Here is an 18,928-nt window from a genome sequence, read left to right as displayed (position 1 = left end):
TCAGAGCTCGTTCTGGACGTTCAAGACGACCTGATAAAGCGCTTCGTTGCTGTCGGCGGCACGCAGACGGTCACGAACATCTTTGCGGTCGAGCATGCTGGCGATCTGGCGCAGCAATTCGAGATGCGCGTCAGTGGCGGCTTCTGGGACCAGTAGCACGAAGAGCAGGTCGACCGGCGCTCCGTCGATCGCGTCATAGTCGATGGGCGCATCCAAATGCAGCAATGCGCTTACGGGAGCGCTGCAACCTTTCAGGCGGCAGTGGGGGATGGCAATGCCGTTGCCGAACCCAGTGGAACCCAGCTTCTCGCGGGCAAGAAGCTTCTCGAAGACGTCCTGCATCTTCAGCTCGGGTACTTGCTGGGCAATCAGGTTGGCGACCTTTTCCAGGGCGCTCTTCTTACTGCCGCCCGGCACGTTCACCAAGGAACGGCCGGGGGTCAGGATGGATTCAAGTCGGGTCATGGATGAGGGGTATCAGCGTGCGGCTGCACCTTGCAGCAGGCTTTGCTGTTTTTCCTTGTGTTTTTTCAATTGGCGGTCGAGCTTGTCGGCCAGGGCGTCGATGGCTGCATACATGTCTTCGTGTTCTGCGTTGGCAACCACTTCACCGCCCGGAATCTGCAGGGTGGCTTCGACCTTTTGCTGCAGCTTCTCGACTTTCAGGATGACCTGCACGTTGGTGATCTTGTCGAAGTGACCCTCCACCCGGGCAAGTTTATCGAGTACATAGTCGCGCAGGGGCTCGGTGACTTCTACATGGTGTCCACTGATGTTGACTTGCATACAGCTTCTCCTTTTGTTGCCGTGCATGTAAGAGGCAGGTGTTGCACCTGCCACTGAAACGCCGTGGCACATCCGGGCTTTACATCAGTCGCTTGCGTTCGCTGGAAGGTGCAATGCCGAGCGACTCGCGGTACTTGGCGACCGTGCGGCGGGCTACCTGGATGCCTTGTGCCTCCAGTAAACCAGCGATCTTGCTGTCACTCAATGGCTTTTTCTGATTTTCCGCAGCAACCAGTTTCTTGATGATCGCGCGGATTGCCGTGGACGAGCATTCGCCGCCTTCGGCAGTGCTGACGTGGCTGGAGAAAAAGTATTTCAACTCATAGATGCCGCGCGGCGTATGCATGTACTTCTGCGTAGTGACCCGCGAAATGGTCGACTCATGCATACCGACCGCTTCGGCGATATCGTGCAGTACCAGCGGCTTCATGGCCTCGTCGCCATAGTCGAGGAAACCGCGCTGGTGCTCGACGATCTGCGTGGCCACCTTCATCAGCGTCTCGTTGCGACTCTGCAGGCTCTTGATGAACCACCGAGCCTCTTGTAACTGGTTGCGCATGAAGGTGTTGTCGGCACTGGTATCCGCACGGCGCACGAAGCCGGCGTACTGCGGGTTCACCCGCAACCGCGGCACCGCTTCCTGATTCAGCTCGACCAGCCAGCGATCGCTGTCCTTGCGCACGATGACGTCGGGAACGACATACTCCGGCTCGCTGGACTCGATCTGCGAGCCTGGACGTGGATTGAGGCTCTGTACCAGCTCGATGACCTGGCGCAGCTCGTCTTCCTTGAGCTTCATGCGGCGCATCAGTTGGCTGTAGTCGCGGCTGCCGAGCAGGTCGATGTAGTCGCTGACCAAGCGCTGCGCTTCGGCCATCCACGGCGTGCTGGCGGGTAGCTGCCGCAGTTGCAGCAGCAAGCATTCGCCGAGTGTGCGGGCACCGATGCCGGCAGGTTCGAACTGCTGGATGCGATGCAGAACCGCTTCGACCTCATCCAGCTCGATGTCGAGCTCAGGATCGAAACCGGCGCAAATCTCCTCAAGGCTGTCTTCGAGATAGCCCTGGGCGTTGATGCTGTCGATCAGGGTGACGGCGATCAGTCGGTCGGTGTCCGACATCGGGGCCAGGTTGAGTTGCCACAGCAGGTGGCTTTGCAGACTCTCGCCTACGGACGTGCGGGTCGTGAAGTCCCATTCGTCGTCATCGTTGCTCGGCAGGCTGCTGGCGCTGGTCTGGTAGATGTCTTCCCAGGCCGTGTCTACTGGCAGTTCGTTGGGAATGCGTTCACTCCACTCGCCTTCTTCGGTGGACTCGGCATTGCCACTGCTTTCCTGAAAACTGCTGTCCTGGGCTTCGGCGACCGGTTTGCTCTCGCCGTTTTCTGCCATCGGGTCGCTGTTGTCGAAGTCGTCGCCTTCTTCCTGGCGTTCGAGCATCGGATTGGATTCCAGCGCTTCCTGGATTTCCTGCTGGAGGTCCAGGGTGGAAAGCTGGAGCAGACGAATGGCCTGTTGCAACTGAGGGGTCATCGTCAGTTGCTGGCCCATTTTTAGGACGAGCGATGGTTTCATGGCTGGGGCTTAATACCTTGTTCGCCGGCGCGCATGCGCCATCCACTACAGGGCGCCGGAGCGCCAAATCTTAAGCAAGTTATATGCCTGAAATTGTAGCGTTTGCCTAGAGCGCTGTAACACTTAAGCCCGTTTCAACAGGTTTTAACAGCGCTCCAGGCCGTTGCCTGGCTGTCAGAGGCGGAACTCATGACCCAGGTAAACTTCCTTGACCAACTGGTTGGCCAGGATGGTCTCGGCGTCGCCCTCAGCGATCAGTTGACCGTCGTTGACGATGTAGGCGGTCTCGCAGATGTCGAGCGTTTCACGCACGTTGTGATCGGTGATCAGGACGCCAATGCCTTTGGCCTTGAGGTGGTGAATGATCTGCTTGATGTCACCCACTGAAATCGGGTCGACGCCGGCGAAGGGTTCGTCCAGCAGGATGAACTTCGGCGAAGTGGCCAGGGCGCGGGCAATCTCGACCCGGCGTCGTTCGCCGCCGGACAGGCTCATGCCCAGGTTGTCGCGAATGTGGCTGATGTGGAATTCCTGCAGCAGGCTTTCCAGCTCCTTGCGACGACCGTCGCGGTCGATGTCCTTGCGGGTCTCGAGGATGGCCATGATGTTGTCGGCCACCGACAGCTTGCGGAAGATCGAGGCTTCCTGCGGCAGGTAGCCGATGCCTGCCTGCGCACGACCATGCATGGGCTGGTGGCTGACATCAAGGCTGTCGATGAGCACGCGGCCCTGGTCGGCCTGCACCAGGCCCACGATCATGTAGAAGCAGGTGGTCTTGCCGGCGCCGTTGGGGCCGAGCAGGCCGACGATCTGGCCACTGTCGATGGACAGGCTGACATCGCGTACGACCTGGCGGCCCTTGTAGCTCTTGGCCAGGTGCTGAGCTTTGAGGGTTGCCATCTGTTATTCGGCCTTTTTCTTCGGTTGGATGACCATGTCGATGCGCTGACGAGGTTGGGTCACCTTGCCACCACGACCGGCGGTTGCCACCTGGGTCTTGGTGTTGTAGACGATTTTCTCGCCTTCGGTGGTGTTGCCTTCGTTCTCGACCTTGGCGCGGTCGGTGAGGATGACCATGTCCTTCTGCGCCTGGTACTGGATGGTCACTGCCCAGCCTTTCATCTTGTCGGGCTTGGCGGCCGATTGCTGTTGCTCGAAGTAGGCCAGGTTACCCACCGAAGTCACCACGTCGATATCGCCGGAGGGCGCACGGGTCATGGTCACGGTGTTGCCTTTGATCACCATCGAGCCCTGGGTGATGATGACATCGCCGGTGTAGGTGGCCACGCCCTGCTTGTCGTCCAGGTGCGCGTTGTCAGCCTGGATGCGGATCGGCTGATCACGGTCGTTCGGCAGGGCCAAGGCGCTCGCGCTTCCCAGTGCTGCGCTCAGGCTGAGCAAAAGGGGGAGGGTTTTAACGAGCCTCATACTGTCCTCTTACGTTGGACAGCAGGTCCATCCTGCCGTCTTCCAAGTACGCTTTCATTCCTACGCCCGTGGTCGTGCCACCGGCGCCGTCGATTCTAACGGCTTGATCGGTCTGCGCATATTGCTTCTGCGGGAACACCGTCATGCGGCTGCTGGTAATCAGGGTGTCACGCTGCTTCTCGTCGGTGCGGGCAATACGTACGTTGTCGATCAGTTCGACTTCGCTGCCGTCCGGATTGACCTCGGCGCGCACGCTCTGGACATGCCAGGGGTAAGCGGTGCCGCGGAAAATATGCATGTCTGGCGTGGTCACCAGCGTGATTTCGCTGGCTTTGAGGTGTTCGACCTTGTCGGCGGTCATTTCGTACTGCAGCTTGCCATCGGGCAAGAACTGAACGCTGTGTGCGTTGATCGCATAGTAGTCGATGGCGTTCTCGTCGACCTGGGCCGCAGGCTCGTCGAGGAAGCTCTCCGGACTGATGTTCCAGTAGCCGACTGCGACCAGGACGGCGGCGATGGCCGTCAACAGCAGGGCATTGCGAATTTTCTTGCTGAACATGGCGTGGCCTACAGGTAATGGGCGTTGGCAGCGTCCAGGGTGCCCTGGGCCTGCATGATCAGTTCACAGAACTCGCGGGCGGCGCCTTCGCCGCCGCGGGCCTGGGTGACGCCGTGGGCATGTTCGCGCACGAAGGCTGCGGCGTTGGCCACGGCGATCCCCAGGCCCACCCGGCGAATCACCGGCAGGTCGGGAAGGTCGTCGCCCAGGTACGCCACTTGGTCGTGGCGCAAGCCCAGTTCGGCGAGCAGGCCATCGAGCACCACCAGTTTGTCCTCGCGCCCCTGGAACAGGTGCGGTATGCCGAGATTGCGGGCGCGACGCTCGACCACTGGAGTTTTGCGTCCACTGATGATAGCGGTGGTGACGCCAGAAGCCATGAGCATCTTGATGCCGTGGCCATCCAGGGTGTTGAAGGTCTTGAACTCGCTACCGTCTTCCAGGAAATACAGGCGGCCGTCGGTCAGCACGCCATCGACATCGAAAACGGCCAGTTTGACGGCTTTGGCCCGTTGCATCAGGTCTTGGTTCATTTCACATCACTCCAGCACGCAGCAGGTCGTGCATGTTCAGCGCGCCGGTCGGGCGATCCTGCTCGTCGACCACCACCAGCGCGCTGATCTTGTGGTCTTCCATGATCTTGAGGGCCTCGGCGGCGAGCATTTCGGCGCGGGCGGTCTTGCCATGGACAGTCATCACTTCGTCGATCAGCGTGCGATGCACGTCGATGTTGCGATCCAGGCTGCGGCGCAGGTCACCGTCAGTGAAGACGCCGGCCAGCCGGCCGTCGGGCTCCATGACCACCGTCATGCCCAGGCCCTTGCGCGACATTTCCAGCAGCGCGTCCTTGAGCAGGGTGCCCCGTTGTACCTGCGGCAATTCGTCACCGGCATGCATGACGTGCTCGACCTTGAGCAGCAAGCGACGTCCCAGTGCCCCCCCCGGATGGGAGAAGGCGAAGTCCTCGGCGGTGAAGCCGCGGGCCTCGAGCAAGGCAATGGCCAGCGCGTCGCCCAGCACCAGGGCCGCGGTGGTTGACGACGTCGGAGCCAGGTTCAACGGGCAGGCTTCCTGGGCGACGCTGGCGTCCAGATTCACTTCGGCCGCCTGGGCCAGCGGCGAGTCTACCTTGCCAGTCAGGCTGATCAGGCAGATGCCCAGACGCTTGATCAACGGCAGCAAGGTCACGATTTCGGCAGTACTGCCGGAATTGGACAGGGCCAGGATGATGTCGTCGCGGGTGATCATGCCCATGTCGCCGTGGCTCGCCTCAGCCGGGTGCACGAAGAACGAGGGGGTCCCGGTACTGGCCAGCGTGGCGGCGATCTTGTTGCCGATATGGCCGGACTTGCCCATGCCGACCACCACGACGCGCCCCTTGCTGCCCAGAATCAGCTCGCAAGCCTTGACGAAGTTGTCGTCGATACGCGCCCGCAGGCCTTGTACGGCCTCGAGTTCCAGGCTCAGGGTACGCTGGGCGGAGTGGATCAGCTCGCTGGATTGGCTCATGTCGAAAAAGCAATGCCTGATGAAAAGGCGCCGATTATAGCGACAATGTGAGAAACCCTCACCTTCGAGTTGTCGTAGAGACACGCGCCGGTTGCTGTATGGCGCCTGAACGACCCTGGGAAAGTACCTTGGGGAGCCTTGTACGCAGTGCTATAGTTCGCCGCTGTTTGGCCCGCCGGGACGCACGTGTCTTCCTCATGAGGAGCGGCGTCCATGTTGACGAGGCCACCTAGCAAGGAGTCTAGATGAGTTCGGATAGCGCCTACGCGGTCGAGTTGAAGGGTGTGACCTTCAAACGCGGTTCGCGCAGCATTTTCAACAACGTCGACATCCGTATCCCCCATGGCAAGGTCACCGGCATCATGGGGCCTTCCGGGTGCGGCAAGACCACGCTGCTGCGCCTGATGGGCGCGCAGTTGCGTCCTTCCAGCGGCGAGGTCTGGGTCGCCGGTCAGAACCTGCCTGCGCTGTCGCGCAGCGATCTGTTCGATGCCCGCAAGCAGATGGGCGTATTGTTCCAGAGCGGTGCGTTGTTCACCGATCTGGACGTCTTCGAGAACGTGGCATTCCCCCTGCGGGTACACACCGAACTGCCCGACGAGATGATCCGCGACATCGTGCTGATGAAGCTGCAGGCCGTGGGCCTGCGCGGCGCCATCGACCTGATGCCCGACGAGCTTTCCGGCGGCATGAAGCGCCGCGTCGCGCTGGCCCGTGCCATCGCGCTCGATCCGCAGATACTGATGTACGACGAACCTTTCGTCGGTCAGGACCCCATCGCCATGGGCGTTCTGGTACGACTGATCCGCCTGCTCAACGATGCCTTGGGTATCACCAGTATCGTGGTGTCCCACGACTTGGCCGAGACGGCGAGCATCGCCGACTATCTCTATGTCGTGGGTGACGGTCAGGTGCTGGGGCAGGGCACGCCCGACGAACTGATGGGCTCGGACAACCCGCGCATTCGTCAATTCATGAAGGGCGATCCGGACGGGCCGGTACCCTTTCATTTCTCCGCGCCAGACTACCGCGCCGACCTGCTGGGAGCGCGTTGATGCGCAGAAAATCCATACTCGAACGCATTCGCCTGTTCGGTCGCGCGGCTATCGACGTGCTGGCCGTGCTCGGGCGTTCCTGCCTGTTCCTCTTCCACGCCCTGGCCGGGCGTGGCGGTATCGGCGGCGGCTTTCAACTGCTCACCCGGCAGTTGTACTCGGTCGGTGTGCTGTCGTTGGCGATCATCGTCGTTTCCGGCATGTTCATCGGCATGGTGCTGGCTCTGCAGGGCTACAGCATTCTCACCAAGTACGGCTCGGAACAGGCCGTGGGCCAGATGGTCGCGCTTACGCTGCTGCGTGAACTGGGTCCGGTCGTCACCGCGTTGCTGTTCGCCGGCCGTGCAGGCTCCGCGCTTACTGCCGAAATCGGCAACATGAAGTCGACCGAGCAGCTCTCCAGCCTGGAGATGATCGGCGTCGATCCGCTCAAGTACATCGTGGCGCCGCGTCTGTGGGCCGGCTTCATCTCGTTGCCGCTGCTGGCCCTGATCTTCAGTGTGGTCGGTATCTGGGGTGGCTCCTGGGTGGCCGTCGACTGGCTGGGCGTCTACGAAGGCTCGTTCTGGGCCAACATGCAGAACAGCGTGTCGTTCAGCGACGACGTGATCAACGGGCTGATCAAGAGCCTGGTGTTCGCCTTCGTCGTCACCTGGATTGCCGTATTCCAAGGGTATGACTGCGAACCCACCTCAGAAGGGATCAGCCGTGCCACCACCAGGACCGTGGTCTATGCCTCGCTGGCCGTCCTGGGTCTGGACTTTATTCTGACCGCCTTGATGTTTGGAGATTTCTGATGCAAAACCGCACCCTGGAAATCGGTGTCGGCCTGTTCCTCCTGGCCGGGATCCTGGCGCTGTTGCTGCTGGCCCTGCGCGTCAGCGGGCTGTCGGCCAGCCCGAGCACCGACACCTATAAAGTTTATGCCTACTTCGACAATATCGCCGGTTTGACTGTCAGAGCGAAGGTGACCATGGCCGGTGTGACCATTGGCAAGGTCACTGCCATCGATCTGGATCGCGACTCCTTCACCGGTCGGGTCACGCTGCAGTTGGACAAGTCGGTCAATAACCTGCCGACCGATTCCACGGCGTCGATCCTGACCGCTGGGTTGCTCGGCGAGAAGTACATCGGTATCAGCGTGGGCGGCGAGGAAGCTGTGCTCAAAGAGGGCAGCACGATTCACGACACCCAGTCGGCCCTGGTGCTGGAAGATCTGATTGGCAAGTTCCTGCTCAACTCCGTTGGCAAGGAACCTAAAGAAGCCCAACCAGCTAATTGAGGAATTCCCATGATTTCGATCCTGCGACGTGGTCTGCTGGTGTTGCTGGCGACTCTCCCTTTGATGGCCTTGGCGGCTCCCGGGCAGTCCCCGCGCGACGTGGTGCAAAGCACCACGAATGAGCTGCTGTCCGACCTTAAGGCCAACAAAGCACAGTACCGCTCCAACCCCACGGCTTTCTACGAGGCGCTCAACCGCATCCTTGGCCCTGTGGTTGATGCCGACGGCATCTCCAGAAGCATCATGACGGTCAAGTACTCACGCAGGGCATCGCCTGAGCAAATGCAGCGCTTCCAGGATAACTTCCGTCGCAGCCTGTTCCAGTTCTACGGCAATGCGCTGCTCGATTACGACAATCAGGGCATTACCGTCGATCCGGGCAGTTCCGTTAAAGATAATCGCGCAACGGTCGGCATGAAGGTTTCCGGCAACAACGGCGCTATCTATCCGGTGTCCTACACCTTGGAAAACCTGGGTGGCGAGTGGAAGGTGCGTAACGTCATCGTCAACGGTATCAATATCGGCAAACTGTTCCGCGACCAGTTCGCCGATGCCATGAATCGCAACCGCAACGACTTGGACAAGACCATCGACGGCTGGGCTGGCGAAGTGGCCAAGGCCAAGGAAACTGCCGACAACTCGCCCGAGAAGGCGGTCAAATGAGCGAGTCCGGAGTAAGCATGGCCGAGCCGGGCGTGCTGAGCCTGGCCGGCGTGCTGGACTATCGCAGCGGGCCCGTCTTGCGCAAACAGGGCAAGGCGCTGATCGCCGCCAGCCGTGAGCCGCGGCTGGTGCTCGATTGCGCGGCGGTGAGCAAATCCAGTAGCGTGGGGCTGTCTTTGCTGTTGGCGTTCATCCGTGATGGGCAAGGCCTCGGCAAGGCGTGCGAAGTCCGGAACATGCCCGCTGATATGCGGGAAATCGCCGAGGTCTATGGTCTCGACGAGGTATTGGCGGGCTGATAGCCCGTCTTGCTGAAAACGCCCCTCGGTCAGCGCGTCCAGCTATTGGGCTTCGCAGGCGAGGGGCTTTTTTGTATGATGGCCGACCCGCGCGCACTGGGCGCCGATTGAGGTTGAGCATGCAGGCCGTAGAAGTTAAGAGCTTCCTTGAAGAAAAACTGCCGGGAACCCGGGTCGAAGTTGAGGGCGAAGGCTGCAACTTCCAGTTGAACGTGATCAGCGACGAGCTGGCCGGCCAGAGCCCGGTCAAGCGCCAGCAGGCGATCTATGCTCACCTGAATCCGTGGATCGCCGACGGCAGCATCCATGCGGTAACCATGAAATTTTTCAGCAGCGCAGCCTGGGCTGAGCGCACCTGAGCCAACAGTTGGCGGCGAGATTGAAATGGACAAACTGATTATCACGGGTGGCGCACGTCTCGACGGCGAAATCCGCATTTCCGGGGCCAAGAACGCGGCGCTGCCGATTCTTTCGGCGACACTGCTGGCCGATGGCCCGGTTACCGTCGGCAACCTGCCGCACCTGCACGACATCACCACCATGATCGAGCTGTTCGGGCGCATGGGCATCGAGCCTGTGATCGACGAAAAGCTGGCCGTGGAAATCGACCCGCGCACCATCAAGACCCTGGTCGCGCCGTATGAGCTGGTCAAGACCATGCGCGCCTCGATCCTGGTGCTCGGCCCGATGGTCGCTCGCTTCGGTGAGGCTGAAGTGGCCCTGCCAGGCGGTTGCGCCATTGGTTCGCGTCCGGTCGACCTGCACATCCGAGGCCTGGAAGCCATGGGCGCGAAGATCGAGGTCGAAGGCGGCTACATCAAAGCCAAGGCGCCTGAAGGCGGCCTGCGCGGTGCGCACTTCTTCTTCGATACCGTCAGTGTGACCGGTACCGAGAACATCATGATGGCCGCAGCGCTGGCCAAGGGTCGCAGCGTGCTGCAGAACGCCGCGCGCGAGCCTGAGGTGGTCGACCTGGCCAACTTCCTGATCGCCATGGGCGCCAAGATCCAGGGCGCGGGCACCGACACCATCACCATCGATGGCGTCGAGCGCCTGCACTCGGCCACGTACCGGGTGATGCCCGACCGTATCGAGACCGGCACCTACCTGGTCGCCGCCGCCGTCACCGGTGGTCGGGTCAAGGTCAAGGACACCGATCCGACCATCCTCGAAGCGGTCCTGGAGAAACTCAAGGAAGCCGGCGCCGAGATCACCACCGGCGAAGACTGGATCGAGCTGGACATGCACGGCAAGCGGCCCAAGGCCGTCAACCTGCGTACCGCCCCGTACCCGGCGTTCCCCACCGACATGCAGGCGCAGTTCATTTCCCTGAACGCCATCGCCGAAGGCACCGGTGCCGTGATCGAGACCATCTTCGAAAACCGCTTCATGCACGTGTACGAGATGCACCGCATGGGCGCGCAGATTCAGGTCGAAGGTAACACCGCCATCGTCACCGGCGTCACTGCGCTCAAGGGTGCTCCGGTCATGGCCACCGACCTGCGCGCCTCGGCCAGCCTGGTGCTGTCTGCGCTGGTGGCTGAGGGCGATACCTTGATCGATCGCATCTACCACATCGACCGTGGCTACGAGTGCATCGAAGAAAAACTGCAGATGCTGGGCGCGAAGATCCGTCGCGTACCGGGTTAATCCGGCCTCTGCCTGTGATCGGCACAAGGACGTGCCAGCCGAATCGAACGCGGTCGGGTCCAGGACCCGGCCGGCCGTAGCTGCTTAAGGACCGACGTTGCAATGTTGACCATCGCGCTTTCCAAGGGCCGTATTCTCGACGATACCCTGCCGTTGCTGGCCGAGGCCGGTATCGTGCCGACCGAGAATCCGGACAAGAGCCGCAAGCTGATCATCCCCACCACGCAGGACGACGTGCGCCTGCTGATCGTGCGCGCCACCGATGTGCCGACCTATGTCGAGCACGGCGCTGCCGACCTGGGCGTGGCTGGCAAGGACGTGCTGATGGAATACGGCGGCCAGGGGCTCTACGAGCCGCTGGACCTGCAGATCGCCCAATGCAAGCTGATGACCGCCGGTGTGGTGGGTGCGCCGGAGCCCAAGGGGCGTCTGCGCGTAGCCACCAAGTTCGTCAATGTCGCCAAGCGTTACTACGCCGAGCAGGGCCGTCAGGTCGACATCATCAAGCTGTACGGCTCCATGGAACTGGCACCGCTGATCAACCTCGCCGACAAGATCATCGACGTGGTGGACACCGGCAACACCTTGCGCGCCAACGGTCTCGAACCCCAGGAACTGATCGCCACGATCAGCTCGCGACTGGTGGTGAACAAGGCCTCCATGAAGATGCAGCACGCCCGCATCCAGACCCTCATCGACACCTTGCGCAAGGCTGTCGAGTCGCGACACCGCGGTTGACCTCTGCGCGCGACCTTCGCTGTCGCGCCCGTCGATCCGCGTCATTGCCACTTTTCTCGGGTGCCCGCGCGGATCGACTGGTAGCCTAGGGCGCCTGAGCATTCGCCACTAAAACGAGGCCCTCGTCATGACGCTGTCCACTGCAATCGCCCGTCTCAACGCTGCCGATCCGGATTTCGCACGCCATCTGGATCATCTGCTGAGCTGGGAGAGCGTGTCCGACGACGCGGTCAATCAGCGGGTGCTCGACATCATCAAGGCCGTGCGCGAGCGAGGCGACGCCGCGCTGGTGGAGTTCACCCAGCGCTTCGATGGCGTTCAGGCCAGCAGCATCGATGACCTGATCCTCGACCGCGAGCGCCTGGAACTGGCGCTCACGCGCATCACTCCAGCGCAGCGCCAGGCGTTGGAAACCGCTGCCAATCGGGTACGTAGCTACCACGAGCGGCAGAAACAGGACTCCTGGCAGTACACCGAGGCCGATGGCACGGTGCTGGGCCAGAAAGTCACTCCGCTGGACCGCGCCGGGCTGTACGTGCCGGGCGGCAAGGCGTCCTACCCTTCGTCGGTACTGATGAACGCCATTCCCGCCAAGGTTGCCGGGGTTGGCGAAGTGGTCATGGTGGTGCCGACGCCACGGGGCGAGTTGAACGAGCTGGTGCTGGCCGCGGCCTGCATCGCCGGGGTCGATCGGGTGTTCACCGTTGGCGGTGCACAGGCAGTCGCAGCGTTGGCCTACGGCACCGAAAGCGTCCCGCAGGTGGACAAGATCGTCGGCCCGGGCAACATCTACGTGGCCACTGCCAAGCGCCATGTGTTCGGTCAGGTCGGCATCGACATGATCGCCGGCCCTTCGGAGATCCTCGTGGTCTGCGATGGTCACACCGATCCGGACTGGATCGCCATGGACCTGTTCTCCCAGGCCGAGCACGACGAAGATGCCCAGGCGATCCTGGTCAGCCCGGATGCCGATTTCCTCGACCGCGTCGCCGCCAGCATCGAAAAACTGCTGCCGACCATGGAGCGCGCTGACATCATCGAGAAATCGATCAATGGTCGGGGTGCGCTGATCCAGGTGCGCGACATGCAGCAGGCCATCGAGGTGGCCAATCGCATCGCGCCCGAACACCTGGAGCTGTCGGTGGCCGACCCGCAGGCCTGGCTGGGGCAGATCCGCCATGCCGGAGCGATCTTCATGGGACGTCACACCAGCGAAGCGCTGGGCGACTACTGCGCTGGCCCCAATCACGTGTTGCCTACCTCCGGCACGGCGCGATTCTCCTCACCGCTGGGCGTCTACGACTTCCAGAAGCGCTCCTCGATCATTTTCTGCTCCGAGCAGGGTGCCTCGCAGTTGGGGCATACCGCATCCGTACTGGCCCGTGGCGAGTCGTTGACCGCCCACGCGCGCAGCGCCGAATTCCGTATTCTCGACAACAAGGGGAACTGAACATGAGTCGATTCTGGAGCCCCTTCGTCAAGGATCTGGTGCCCTATGTCCCAGGCGAGCAACCCAAGCTCGCGCGGTTGGTGAAGCTCAACACCAACGAAAACCCCTACGGCCCATCGCCCAAGGCCTTGCAGGCCATGCGCGAGCAGTTGAACGATGACCTGCGCCTGTACCCGGACCCCAACGGTGATCGGCTCAAGCAGGCAGTCGCTGAGTACTATGGCGTCAGCGCGCAGCAGGTGTTCGTCGGCAATGGCTCGGACGAGGTGCTGGCACACATCTTCCACGGACTGTTCCAGCACCCGGGGCCGCTGCTGTTCCCGGACATCAGCTACAGCTTCTATCCGGTGTACTGCGGTCTGTACGGCATTGCGTACCAAGCCGTGGCGCTGGATGAGGCGTTCCAGATCCGCATCGAGGACTATCAGCGTCCCAATGCCGGCATCATCTTCCCCAATCCCAACGCGCCGACGGGTTGTCTGCTGCCATTGCAGGCCATCGAGCAACTGCTGCAGGCCAATCGTGACTCGGTGGTGGTGGTGGACGAAGCCTATATCGACTTCGGCGGCGAGACGGCGATCAGCCTGGTCGCGCGCTACGACAACCTGCTGGTGACCCAGACCTTGTCCAAGTCGCGTTCGCTGGCTGGGCTGCGGGTCGGTCTTGCTGTCGGACACCCAGACCTGATCGAGGCCCTGGAGCGGATCAAGAACAGCTTCAACTCCTACCCGCTGGACCGCGTGGCCATTGCCGGCGCGGCCGCAGCGTTCGAGGACGAGGCCTATTTCGCACAGACTTGCCAAAAGGTCATCGACAGCCGCGAGGCACTGGTCGAGCAACTGACCGCGCGCGGCTTCGAGGTGCTGCCCTCGGCGGCCAACTTCATCTTTGCTCGCCATCGGCAACAGGACGCTGCACAACTGGCGGCGCGTCTACGTGAACACGGGGTGATCGTGCGTCACTTCAAGCAGACCCGTATCGACCAGTTCCTGCGCATCACCATCGGCACGCCGGAGATGAACCAGGCGCTGCTCGACGCGTTGCCCGCTTGAAGCGGGTTAACGGGGCCGAGCCCGAACAGCACGAAGCCGACGAGTGGTTGATCGATGCCGAGGCCGATGACGAGCAGGTCCAGCAGCAGCCGGTGACGCTTCAGCGCCCCTGGCTGCTGTTGCTGGGCCTGGTGCTGGTCGCTCTGAACCTGCGCCCGGCGCTGTCGAGCATGGCGCCGGTGCTGGGGCAGGTGTCCGATGGCCTGGGCTTGAGCGCTTCGGCGGCAGGTCTGCTGACCACCCTGCCCGTGTTGTGCCTGGGGCTTTTCGCGCCGTTGGCACCCGTGCTGGCGCGGCGGCTGGGCAGCGAACGGGTGATTCTCGGCATTCTGCTGATGCTGGCCCTGGGTATCGTGGTGCGCAGTGCGTTGGGTGTCGCTGGAGTCTTCATCGGCAGCCTGATCGCCGGTGCCAGTATCGGCATCATCGGCGTGTTGCTGCCAGGCATCGTCAAACGGGATTTCCCCGCCCATGCCGGCACGCTGACTGGGGTCTACACCATGGCCTTGTGCCTGGGCGCGGCCATGGCGGCGGGCAGTACCGTGCCGCTCAGTCATGTCTTCGACGATCGTTGGGCGCTGGGCCTGGGCTTCTGGGCCGTGCCTGCGCTGCTGGCGATGCTGGTGTGGATGCCGCAGGCTCGCCAGGGGCACGGCGCCCATAAGGTCGCCTACCGGGTACGGGGCCTCTGGCGCGATCCGCTGGCCTGGCAGGTGACCTTGTACATGGGCCTGCAGTCGTCGCTGGCCTACATCGTGTTCGGCTGGTTGCCCTCCATCCTCATCGGCCGTGGCCTGAGCCCGACCGAAGCAGGGCTGGTGCTGTCCGGATCGGTGCTGGTGCAACTGATCAGCTCGCTCAGCGCCCCGTGGCTGGCCACCCGAGGCAAGGATCAGCGGCTGGCGATCGTGCTGGTCATGCTGATTACCCTGTGCGGGTTGTTCGGCTGTCTGTACGCCCCGGTTTCCGGGCTCTGGGGCTGGGCGGTGTTGTTGGGGCTGGGGCAGGGCGGCACCTTTGCCTTGGCCTTGACCCTGATCGTATTGCGTTCGAAGGACGCCCACGTCGCCGCCAACCTGTCGAGCATGGCTCAAGGCGTGGGCTATACCCTGGCATCGATGGGGCCGTTCGCCGTTGGCCTGGTGCACGACTTGACCGGCGGCTGGGCTGCGGTGGGCTGGATCTTCGGCGCGCTGGGCCTGGGCGCCATCGTCTTCGGGCTTGGCGCCGGACGGGCCCTGCATGTGCAGGTAGTCAGCGAGCGTGTGCAACGCTGAACGCCCGCTCATTGGCTTGTTCACCGCAATGATGGGCATGGCGCCCGCAGGTTGCGCGGATTATCGTGCAGCCTTCAATCCCTTTCACGGATCTGCCCCATGAGCGACGCCAACAGCGCCTTGATCACCCGTTTCTACCAGGCCTTCCAGCGCCTGGACGCCGAGGCCATGGTGGCCTGCTACAGCGACGACATCGTCTTCAGCGATCCGGCCTTCGGTACCCTGAGGGGCAAGGATACAGGCGATATGTGGCGAATGTTGATCAGCCGCGCCAAGGATTTCTCCCTGACCTTCGACCATGTGCGCGCCGACACGCGCGGCGGCAGCGCGCATTGGGTCGCCACCTACGTGTTTGGCCAGACCGGCCGCACGGTGGTCAACGATATCCAGGCCTGCTTCGTGATTCGCGACGGCTTGATCTGCCAGCATGACGACAGCTTCGATGTGTGGCGCTGGTCGCGTCAGGCTCTGGGTACGCCAGGCCTGCTGTTGGGCTGGAGTCCGATGCTGCGTAACAAGGTGCGTCAGCAGGCGTTGAATGGCCTGCGCGCGTTCCAGGCGCGCTGAGGCGCAGCGTCGTGGAAGGTGAGTCGATAGCCGAGGCGCCAGGCAAGCCTTGGTTCGTCTATCTGGTCCGGGCGGCCAATGGCTCGCTGTACTGCGGTATCAGCGACGATCCCCAGCGGCGCTTTCTCAAGCACCGCAGCGGGCAGGGTGCGCGCTATTTCAAGACCAGCCCTGCGCAGGCGCTGGTGTATGTGGAGCAGTGGCCCGACAGGCGCCAGGCGCTGCAACAGGAGCGGCTGGTGAAGAAGCTGCGCAAGTGCGCCAAGGAGGCCCTGGTGGCCTCCTATGTCAGTGAGCAGGTCGCAACCGAACTCAGTCCTTGCGACGTTTGAGCTGATCGACCAACTGCGTGGGCAGGCCCTTGATCACCAGCGTGCCGGCCGCTTCGTCATACTCGATCTTCGAGCCCAGCAGGTGCGCTTCGAAGCTGATCGACAAGCCCTCGGCCCGGCCGGTGAAGCGACGGAACTGGTTGAGGGTGCGCTTATCCGCTGGAATTTCCGGCGATAGGCCGTAGTCCTTGTTGCGGATATGGTCGAAGAACGCCTTGGGGCGGTCTTCGTCGATCAGGCTCGACAGTTCTTCCAGGGTGATCGGCTCGCCCTGCTTGCTTTGACTGGTGGCGTAGTCGACCAGGGTCTGGGTCTTTTCCCGCGCCGCTTCTTCAGGCAGATCCTCGCTCTCGACGAAGTCGCTGAAGGCTTTGAGCAAGGTACGGGTTTCGCCAGGGCCGTCGACGCCTTCCTGGCAGCCGATGAAATCACGGAAGTAGTCCGAAACCTTCTTGCCGTTCTTGCCCTTGATGAAGGAAATGTACTGGCGTGAGTGCGCGTTGTTGTTCCATTCGGACAGATTTATACGCGCCGCCAGATGCAGTTGCCCCAGGTCCAGGTGACGCGATGGCGTGACGTCCAGTTCGGCGTTCACTGCCACGCCTTCGCTATGGTGCAGCAAGGCGATGACCAGGTACTCGGTCATGCCTTGCTGGTAATGGGCGAACAGCACATGACCACCCGTGGACAGGTTGGACTCCTCCATCAGCTTCTGCAGGTGCTCGACCGCCACGCGGCTGAAGGTGGCGAAGTCTTTTTCCTGCTCCTGGTACTGCTTGAGCCAGCCGCTGAGCGGATAGGCGCCGGACTCGCCATGGAAGAAGCCCCAGGCTTTGCCCTGTTTGGCGTTGTAGCTGTCGTTGAGGTCAGCCAGAAGATTTTCGATGGCATCCGATGCAGCCAGTTCGGTGTCTCGTGCATGGAGCACGGCGGGGCTGCCATCGGGCTTCTTGTCGATCAGGTGAACGATGCAATGACGGATTGGCATGGAATTCTCTGAAAAAAGGGGCGGTGGAACGCCGCGCTGCAAAGTCTCGCAGTTTACCGCAGGGCGGGGGCGATGCAGTGGTCAGATCGTGGCAGATACACGGTGTTGTATGTTTTTTGATCAAAAGTCGGTTTTTTCGGCAAAACCCCCGAAAAACCTGAATAAAAACAGTGTCGGCAGCGGATATTTCTGCAGGCCTGTGTTAGTTTTGCGCCGTCTTGCGCCCCTTGGGGTGGCGCATTGCTGGCAGCTCGCTTGCCTCGTGTCGAACCAAACGTCGATTTGCGCATCTACATTCGCGATTGGCGAGGCTAGCCGGGACTTCCGTGCAGGCCCGATAACGATGAAGCACGCTGCATACCTCTGATTTGATAGGGAAGGAACACCACCATGGCATTGACCAAAGACCAACTGATTGCCGACATCGCCGAAGCCATCGATGCGCCGAAGACCACCGCGCGCAACGCCCTGGAGCAACTGGGCCAGATCGTTGCCGACCAACTGGAAAACGGCGCTGAAATCACTCTGCCGGGCATCGGCAAGCTGAAAGTCTCCGAGCGTCCTGCCCGTACCGGCCGTAACCCTTCGACTGGCGCTGCCATCGAAATCGCGGCCAAGAAAGTCGTCAAGTTCGTACCTGCAAAAGTGCTGACCGACGCCGTCAACAAGTAATTGTCGATGCTTCGTTGAAACCGCGCCCGGCTTGTCCGGGCGCGGTTTTTTCATGCCTGCGTTTTGTCTCGAGCGCTGGACCAGGCAGCCCGGGCGCTGTCGTCGTGGAAGCTCCAGGCGACCATGCGGCTTTGCTTCTGCCCTTGGCCCATCGCGACCACGCGTTGGCCACTGACGCCTGCTTGCTTCAGTGCTGCTTCGATCCCGGGCAGGTTGCCGACTTTGGACACCAGACTGGTGAACCACAGCACTTGGCTGGCGTACTGCACGCTTTCGCTGATCAACTGGCTGACGAAGCGAATCTCGCCCCCTTCGCACCACAGCTCATTGTTCTGCCCACCGAAGTTGAGCACCGGCAACCGGCGCTTGGGGTCCTGCCTGCCGAGGTTCTTCCATTTGCGCTGGCTGCCGCGCGTGGCTTCTTCGCGCGAGGCGTGGAAGGGCGGATTGCACAGGGTCAGGTCGAAGCGTTCGCTGGCCTGCAGCAGGCCGCTGAGGATACGGGTGCGCTCCGGTTGCTGGCGCAGCGTGATGGCCTTGCTCAGGCCATTGGCCTGGACGATGGTCTTGGCCGAGGCCAGTGCCACCTGATCGATGTCCGAGCCCAGGAATGACCAGCGGTAGTCACTGTGCCCGATCAGTGGGTAGATGCAGTTGGCGCCGACGCCGATGTCCAGTGCGTGCACTTTCGGGCCGCGTGGAATCTGTCCGCTGCTGTCTTCGGCGAGCAGATCGGCCAGCACATGAATGTAATCGGCGCGGCCTGGGATGGGCGGGCAGAGGTAATCGGCGGGAATGTCCCAGTGCTGGATGCCGTATTGGGCCTTGAGTAACGCGCGGTTGAACACGCGCACGGCTTCGGGATTGGCGAAGTCGATGCTGGGTTTGCCATGGGGATTGGTGAGGGTGAAGCGGGCCAGATCGGGGTGTGCCTCGATCAGCCGGGGAAAGTCGTAGCGGCCCTGATGGCGGTTGCGTGGGTGCAGGGTAGGTTTGTCGATCATGCTCGCATCCGGTGTTGCGAACCTTTCGCGGCCCTGTCGCGGCG

The 18,928-nt window shown here is 62.0% G+C and carries 24 protein-coding genes; 14 read left to right on the top strand and 10 right to left on the bottom strand.

The window, feature by feature from the left end; genetic code table 11:
- The 8 genes from ptsN to ACK2SD_RS19850 form a co-directional block, all read right to left on the bottom strand.
- Complete coding sequence (gene ptsN / locus ACK2SD_RS19885) at positions 1-465, bottom strand: PTS IIA-like nitrogen regulatory protein PtsN (RefSeq protein WP_039575609.1); 465 nt, start codon at positions 463-465, stop codon at positions 1-3.
- Between the two features lie 12 nt (positions 466-477).
- Positions 478-786, bottom strand: a complete 309-nt coding sequence (gene hpf, locus ACK2SD_RS19880) for a ribosome hibernation-promoting factor, HPF/YfiA family (RefSeq protein WP_029613602.1) — start codon at positions 784-786, stop codon at positions 478-480.
- Between the two features lie 79 nt (positions 787-865).
- A complete protein-coding gene (locus tag ACK2SD_RS19875; protein ID WP_412460658.1) occupies positions 866-2,359 on the bottom strand; it encodes an RNA polymerase factor sigma-54 in 1,494 nt (497 codons plus the stop codon).
- Between the two features lie 174 nt (positions 2,360-2,533).
- On the bottom strand, positions 2,534-3,259 hold the full coding sequence (gene lptB / locus ACK2SD_RS19870; protein WP_029613601.1) for an LPS export ABC transporter ATP-binding protein: 726 nt from the start codon (positions 3,257-3,259) through the stop codon (positions 2,534-2,536).
- A gap of 3 nt (positions 3,260-3,262) precedes the next feature.
- Positions 3,263-3,787, bottom strand: coding sequence for a lipopolysaccharide transport periplasmic protein LptA (gene lptA / locus ACK2SD_RS19865; RefSeq protein WP_029613600.1), 525 nt, complete (start codon positions 3,785-3,787; stop codon positions 3,263-3,265).
- Positions 3,774-4,346 carry an LPS export ABC transporter periplasmic protein LptC gene (lptC, locus tag ACK2SD_RS19860; RefSeq protein ID WP_412460657.1) on the bottom strand — a complete coding sequence of 191 codons (573 nt, stop codon included), beginning with the start codon at positions 4,344-4,346 and terminating at the stop codon, positions 3,774-3,776. Before lptC ends, lptA begins: the two co-directional genes overlap by 14 nt.
- 8 nt (positions 4,347-4,354) lie before the next feature.
- Positions 4,355-4,879 (bottom strand): KdsC family phosphatase, encoded by a 525-nt coding sequence (locus ACK2SD_RS19855; RefSeq protein WP_116887625.1) that lies wholly within the window; start codon positions 4,877-4,879, stop codon positions 4,355-4,357.
- Between the two features lies 1 nt (position 4,880).
- On the bottom strand, positions 4,881-5,855 hold the full coding sequence (locus tag ACK2SD_RS19850) for a KpsF/GutQ family sugar-phosphate isomerase (protein WP_029613598.1): 975 nt from the start codon (positions 5,853-5,855) through the stop codon (positions 4,881-4,883).
- A 245-nt stretch (positions 5,856-6,100) separates the two neighbouring features.
- On the opposite strand from ACK2SD_RS19850, the gene ACK2SD_RS19845 reads away from it, so the two are divergent.
- From ACK2SD_RS19845 to ACK2SD_RS19785, 13 genes are all read left to right on the top strand, one after another.
- Entirely contained in the window at positions 6,101-6,910 is an 810-nt protein-coding gene (locus tag ACK2SD_RS19845; protein ID WP_295484328.1) for an ATP-binding cassette domain-containing protein, read from the top strand.
- Entirely contained in the window at positions 6,910-7,707 is a 798-nt protein-coding gene (gene mlaE / locus ACK2SD_RS19840) for a lipid asymmetry maintenance ABC transporter permease subunit MlaE (RefSeq protein WP_295484326.1), read from the top strand. The genes ACK2SD_RS19845 and mlaE overlap by 1 nt, the downstream gene beginning before the upstream one ends.
- On the top strand, positions 7,707-8,192 hold the full coding sequence (mlaD, locus tag ACK2SD_RS19835) for an outer membrane lipid asymmetry maintenance protein MlaD (RefSeq protein WP_039575620.1): 486 nt from the start codon (positions 7,707-7,709) through the stop codon (positions 8,190-8,192). Before mlaE ends, mlaD begins: the two co-directional genes overlap by 1 nt.
- 9 nt (positions 8,193-8,201) lie before the next feature.
- A complete protein-coding gene (locus ACK2SD_RS19830; protein WP_295484323.1) occupies positions 8,202-8,855 on the top strand; it encodes a phospholipid-binding protein MlaC in 654 nt (217 codons plus the stop codon).
- Positions 8,852-9,154 carry a lipid asymmetry maintenance protein MlaB gene (locus ACK2SD_RS19825; RefSeq protein WP_039575626.1) on the top strand — a complete coding sequence of 101 codons (303 nt, stop codon included), beginning with the start codon at positions 8,852-8,854 and terminating at the stop codon, positions 9,152-9,154. Before ACK2SD_RS19830 ends, ACK2SD_RS19825 begins: the two co-directional genes overlap by 4 nt.
- A 119-nt stretch (positions 9,155-9,273) precedes the next feature.
- Positions 9,274-9,513 carry a BolA family protein gene (locus tag ACK2SD_RS19820; protein ID WP_029613593.1) on the top strand — a complete coding sequence of 80 codons (240 nt, stop codon included), beginning with the start codon at positions 9,274-9,276 and terminating at the stop codon, positions 9,511-9,513.
- A 25-nt stretch (positions 9,514-9,538) separates the two neighbouring features.
- Positions 9,539-10,804 (top strand): UDP-N-acetylglucosamine 1-carboxyvinyltransferase, encoded by a 1,266-nt coding sequence (gene murA, locus ACK2SD_RS19815; RefSeq protein WP_317870596.1) that lies wholly within the window; start codon positions 9,539-9,541, stop codon positions 10,802-10,804.
- Between the two features lie 102 nt (positions 10,805-10,906).
- Entirely contained in the window at positions 10,907-11,542 is a 636-nt protein-coding gene (gene hisG, locus ACK2SD_RS19810; protein ID WP_029613592.1) for an ATP phosphoribosyltransferase, read from the top strand.
- A 127-nt stretch (positions 11,543-11,669) separates the two neighbouring features.
- Positions 11,670-12,992: a histidinol dehydrogenase gene (gene hisD / locus ACK2SD_RS19805; RefSeq protein ID WP_412460656.1), complete on the top strand. Its 1,323-nt coding sequence runs from the start codon at positions 11,670-11,672 to the stop codon at positions 12,990-12,992.
- Between the two features lie 2 nt (positions 12,993-12,994).
- A complete protein-coding gene (gene hisC, locus ACK2SD_RS19800) occupies positions 12,995-14,044 on the top strand; it encodes a histidinol-phosphate transaminase (protein ID WP_412460655.1) in 1,050 nt (349 codons plus the stop codon).
- Positions 14,041-15,321: a CynX/NimT family MFS transporter gene (locus ACK2SD_RS19795; protein ID WP_412460654.1), complete on the top strand. Its 1,281-nt coding sequence runs from the start codon at positions 14,041-14,043 to the stop codon at positions 15,319-15,321. Before hisC ends, ACK2SD_RS19795 begins: the two co-directional genes overlap by 4 nt.
- 99 nt (positions 15,322-15,420) lie before the next feature.
- Complete coding sequence (locus ACK2SD_RS19790; RefSeq protein WP_412460653.1) at positions 15,421-15,888, top strand: nuclear transport factor 2 family protein; 468 nt, start codon at positions 15,421-15,423, stop codon at positions 15,886-15,888.
- Between the two features lie 11 nt (positions 15,889-15,899).
- Positions 15,900-16,220 carry a GIY-YIG nuclease family protein gene (locus tag ACK2SD_RS19785; protein WP_039575638.1) on the top strand — a complete coding sequence of 107 codons (321 nt, stop codon included), beginning with the start codon at positions 15,900-15,902 and terminating at the stop codon, positions 16,218-16,220.
- Here ACK2SD_RS19785 and yejK read toward each other — a convergent pair.
- Positions 16,201-17,208, bottom strand: a complete 1,008-nt coding sequence (gene yejK, locus ACK2SD_RS19780; protein ID WP_412460652.1) for a nucleoid-associated protein YejK — start codon at positions 17,206-17,208, stop codon at positions 16,201-16,203. The two genes, ACK2SD_RS19785 and yejK, sit on opposite strands and share 20 nt — an antisense overlap.
- 390 nt (positions 17,209-17,598) lie before the next feature.
- On the opposite strand from yejK, the gene ACK2SD_RS19775 reads away from it, so the two are divergent.
- Complete coding sequence (locus ACK2SD_RS19775; RefSeq protein WP_029613585.1) at positions 17,599-17,880, top strand: HU family DNA-binding protein; 282 nt, start codon at positions 17,599-17,601, stop codon at positions 17,878-17,880.
- A gap of 50 nt (positions 17,881-17,930) precedes the next feature.
- Here the strand turns inward: ACK2SD_RS19775 and rlmF are convergent, their stop codons facing one another.
- A complete protein-coding gene (gene rlmF, locus ACK2SD_RS19770; RefSeq protein ID WP_412460651.1) occupies positions 17,931-18,884 on the bottom strand; it encodes a 23S rRNA (adenine(1618)-N(6))-methyltransferase RlmF in 954 nt (317 codons plus the stop codon).
- Between the last annotated feature and the right edge of the window lie 44 nt (positions 18,885-18,928).

The organism is Pseudomonas sp. SC11, assembly GCF_047039205.1.
Taxonomy (GTDB): domain Bacteria; phylum Pseudomonadota; class Gammaproteobacteria; order Pseudomonadales; family Pseudomonadaceae; genus Aquipseudomonas; species Aquipseudomonas boreofloridensis.
Note: the sequence above shows the minus strand (reverse complement) of the source record. Positions and strands in the feature narration are given on the sequence as shown.

Bases quoted from the DNA above. Each gene is read 5' to 3' on its own strand.
- mlaE (WP_295484326.1), top strand. From the start codon at position 6,910: ATGCGCAGAAAATCCATACTCGAACGCATTCGCCTGTTCGGTCGCGCG.
- ptsN (WP_039575609.1), bottom strand. From the start codon at position 465: ATGACCCGACTTGAATCCATCCTGACCCCCGGCCGTTCCTTGGTGAAC.
- lptA (WP_029613600.1), bottom strand. From the start codon at position 3,787: ATGAGGCTCGTTAAAACCCTCCCCCTTTTGCTCAGCCTGAGCGCAGCA.
- hpf (WP_029613602.1), bottom strand. From the start codon at position 786: ATGCAAGTCAACATCAGTGGACACCATGTAGAAGTCACCGAGCCCCTG.
- murA (WP_317870596.1), top strand. From the start codon at position 9,539: ATGGACAAACTGATTATCACGGGTGGCGCACGTCTCGACGGCGAAATC.
- hisG (WP_029613592.1), top strand. From the start codon at position 10,907: ATGTTGACCATCGCGCTTTCCAAGGGCCGTATTCTCGACGATACCCTG.
- ACK2SD_RS19855 (WP_116887625.1), bottom strand. From the start codon at position 4,879: ATGAACCAAGACCTGATGCAACGGGCCAAAGCCGTCAAACTGGCCGTT.
- yejK (WP_412460652.1), bottom strand. From the start codon at position 17,208: ATGCCAATCCGTCATTGCATCGTTCACCTGATCGACAAGAAGCCCGAT.
- hisD (WP_412460656.1), top strand. From the start codon at position 11,670: ATGACGCTGTCCACTGCAATCGCCCGTCTCAACGCTGCCGATCCGGAT.
- ACK2SD_RS19820 (WP_029613593.1), top strand. From the start codon at position 9,274: ATGCAGGCCGTAGAAGTTAAGAGCTTCCTTGAAGAAAAACTGCCGGGA.
- ACK2SD_RS19830 (WP_295484323.1), top strand. From the start codon at position 8,202: ATGATTTCGATCCTGCGACGTGGTCTGCTGGTGTTGCTGGCGACTCTC.
- ACK2SD_RS19825 (WP_039575626.1), top strand. From the start codon at position 8,852: ATGAGCGAGTCCGGAGTAAGCATGGCCGAGCCGGGCGTGCTGAGCCTG.
- lptC (WP_412460657.1), bottom strand. From the start codon at position 4,346: ATGTTCAGCAAGAAAATTCGCAATGCCCTGCTGTTGACGGCCATCGCC.
- rlmF (WP_412460651.1), bottom strand. From the start codon at position 18,884: ATGATCGACAAACCTACCCTGCACCCACGCAACCGCCATCAGGGCCGC.
- ACK2SD_RS19775 (WP_029613585.1), top strand. From the start codon at position 17,599: ATGGCATTGACCAAAGACCAACTGATTGCCGACATCGCCGAAGCCATC.
- ACK2SD_RS19875 (WP_412460658.1), bottom strand. From the start codon at position 2,359: ATGAAACCATCGCTCGTCCTAAAAATGGGCCAGCAACTGACGATGACC.
- ACK2SD_RS19845 (WP_295484328.1), top strand. From the start codon at position 6,101: ATGAGTTCGGATAGCGCCTACGCGGTCGAGTTGAAGGGTGTGACCTTC.
- hisC (WP_412460655.1), top strand. From the start codon at position 12,995: ATGAGTCGATTCTGGAGCCCCTTCGTCAAGGATCTGGTGCCCTATGTC.
- lptB (WP_029613601.1), bottom strand. From the start codon at position 3,259: ATGGCAACCCTCAAAGCTCAGCACCTGGCCAAGAGCTACAAGGGCCGC.
- ACK2SD_RS19790 (WP_412460653.1), top strand. From the start codon at position 15,421: ATGAGCGACGCCAACAGCGCCTTGATCACCCGTTTCTACCAGGCCTTC.
- mlaD (WP_039575620.1), top strand. From the start codon at position 7,707: ATGCAAAACCGCACCCTGGAAATCGGTGTCGGCCTGTTCCTCCTGGCC.
- ACK2SD_RS19850 (WP_029613598.1), bottom strand. From the start codon at position 5,855: ATGAGCCAATCCAGCGAGCTGATCCACTCCGCCCAGCGTACCCTGAGC.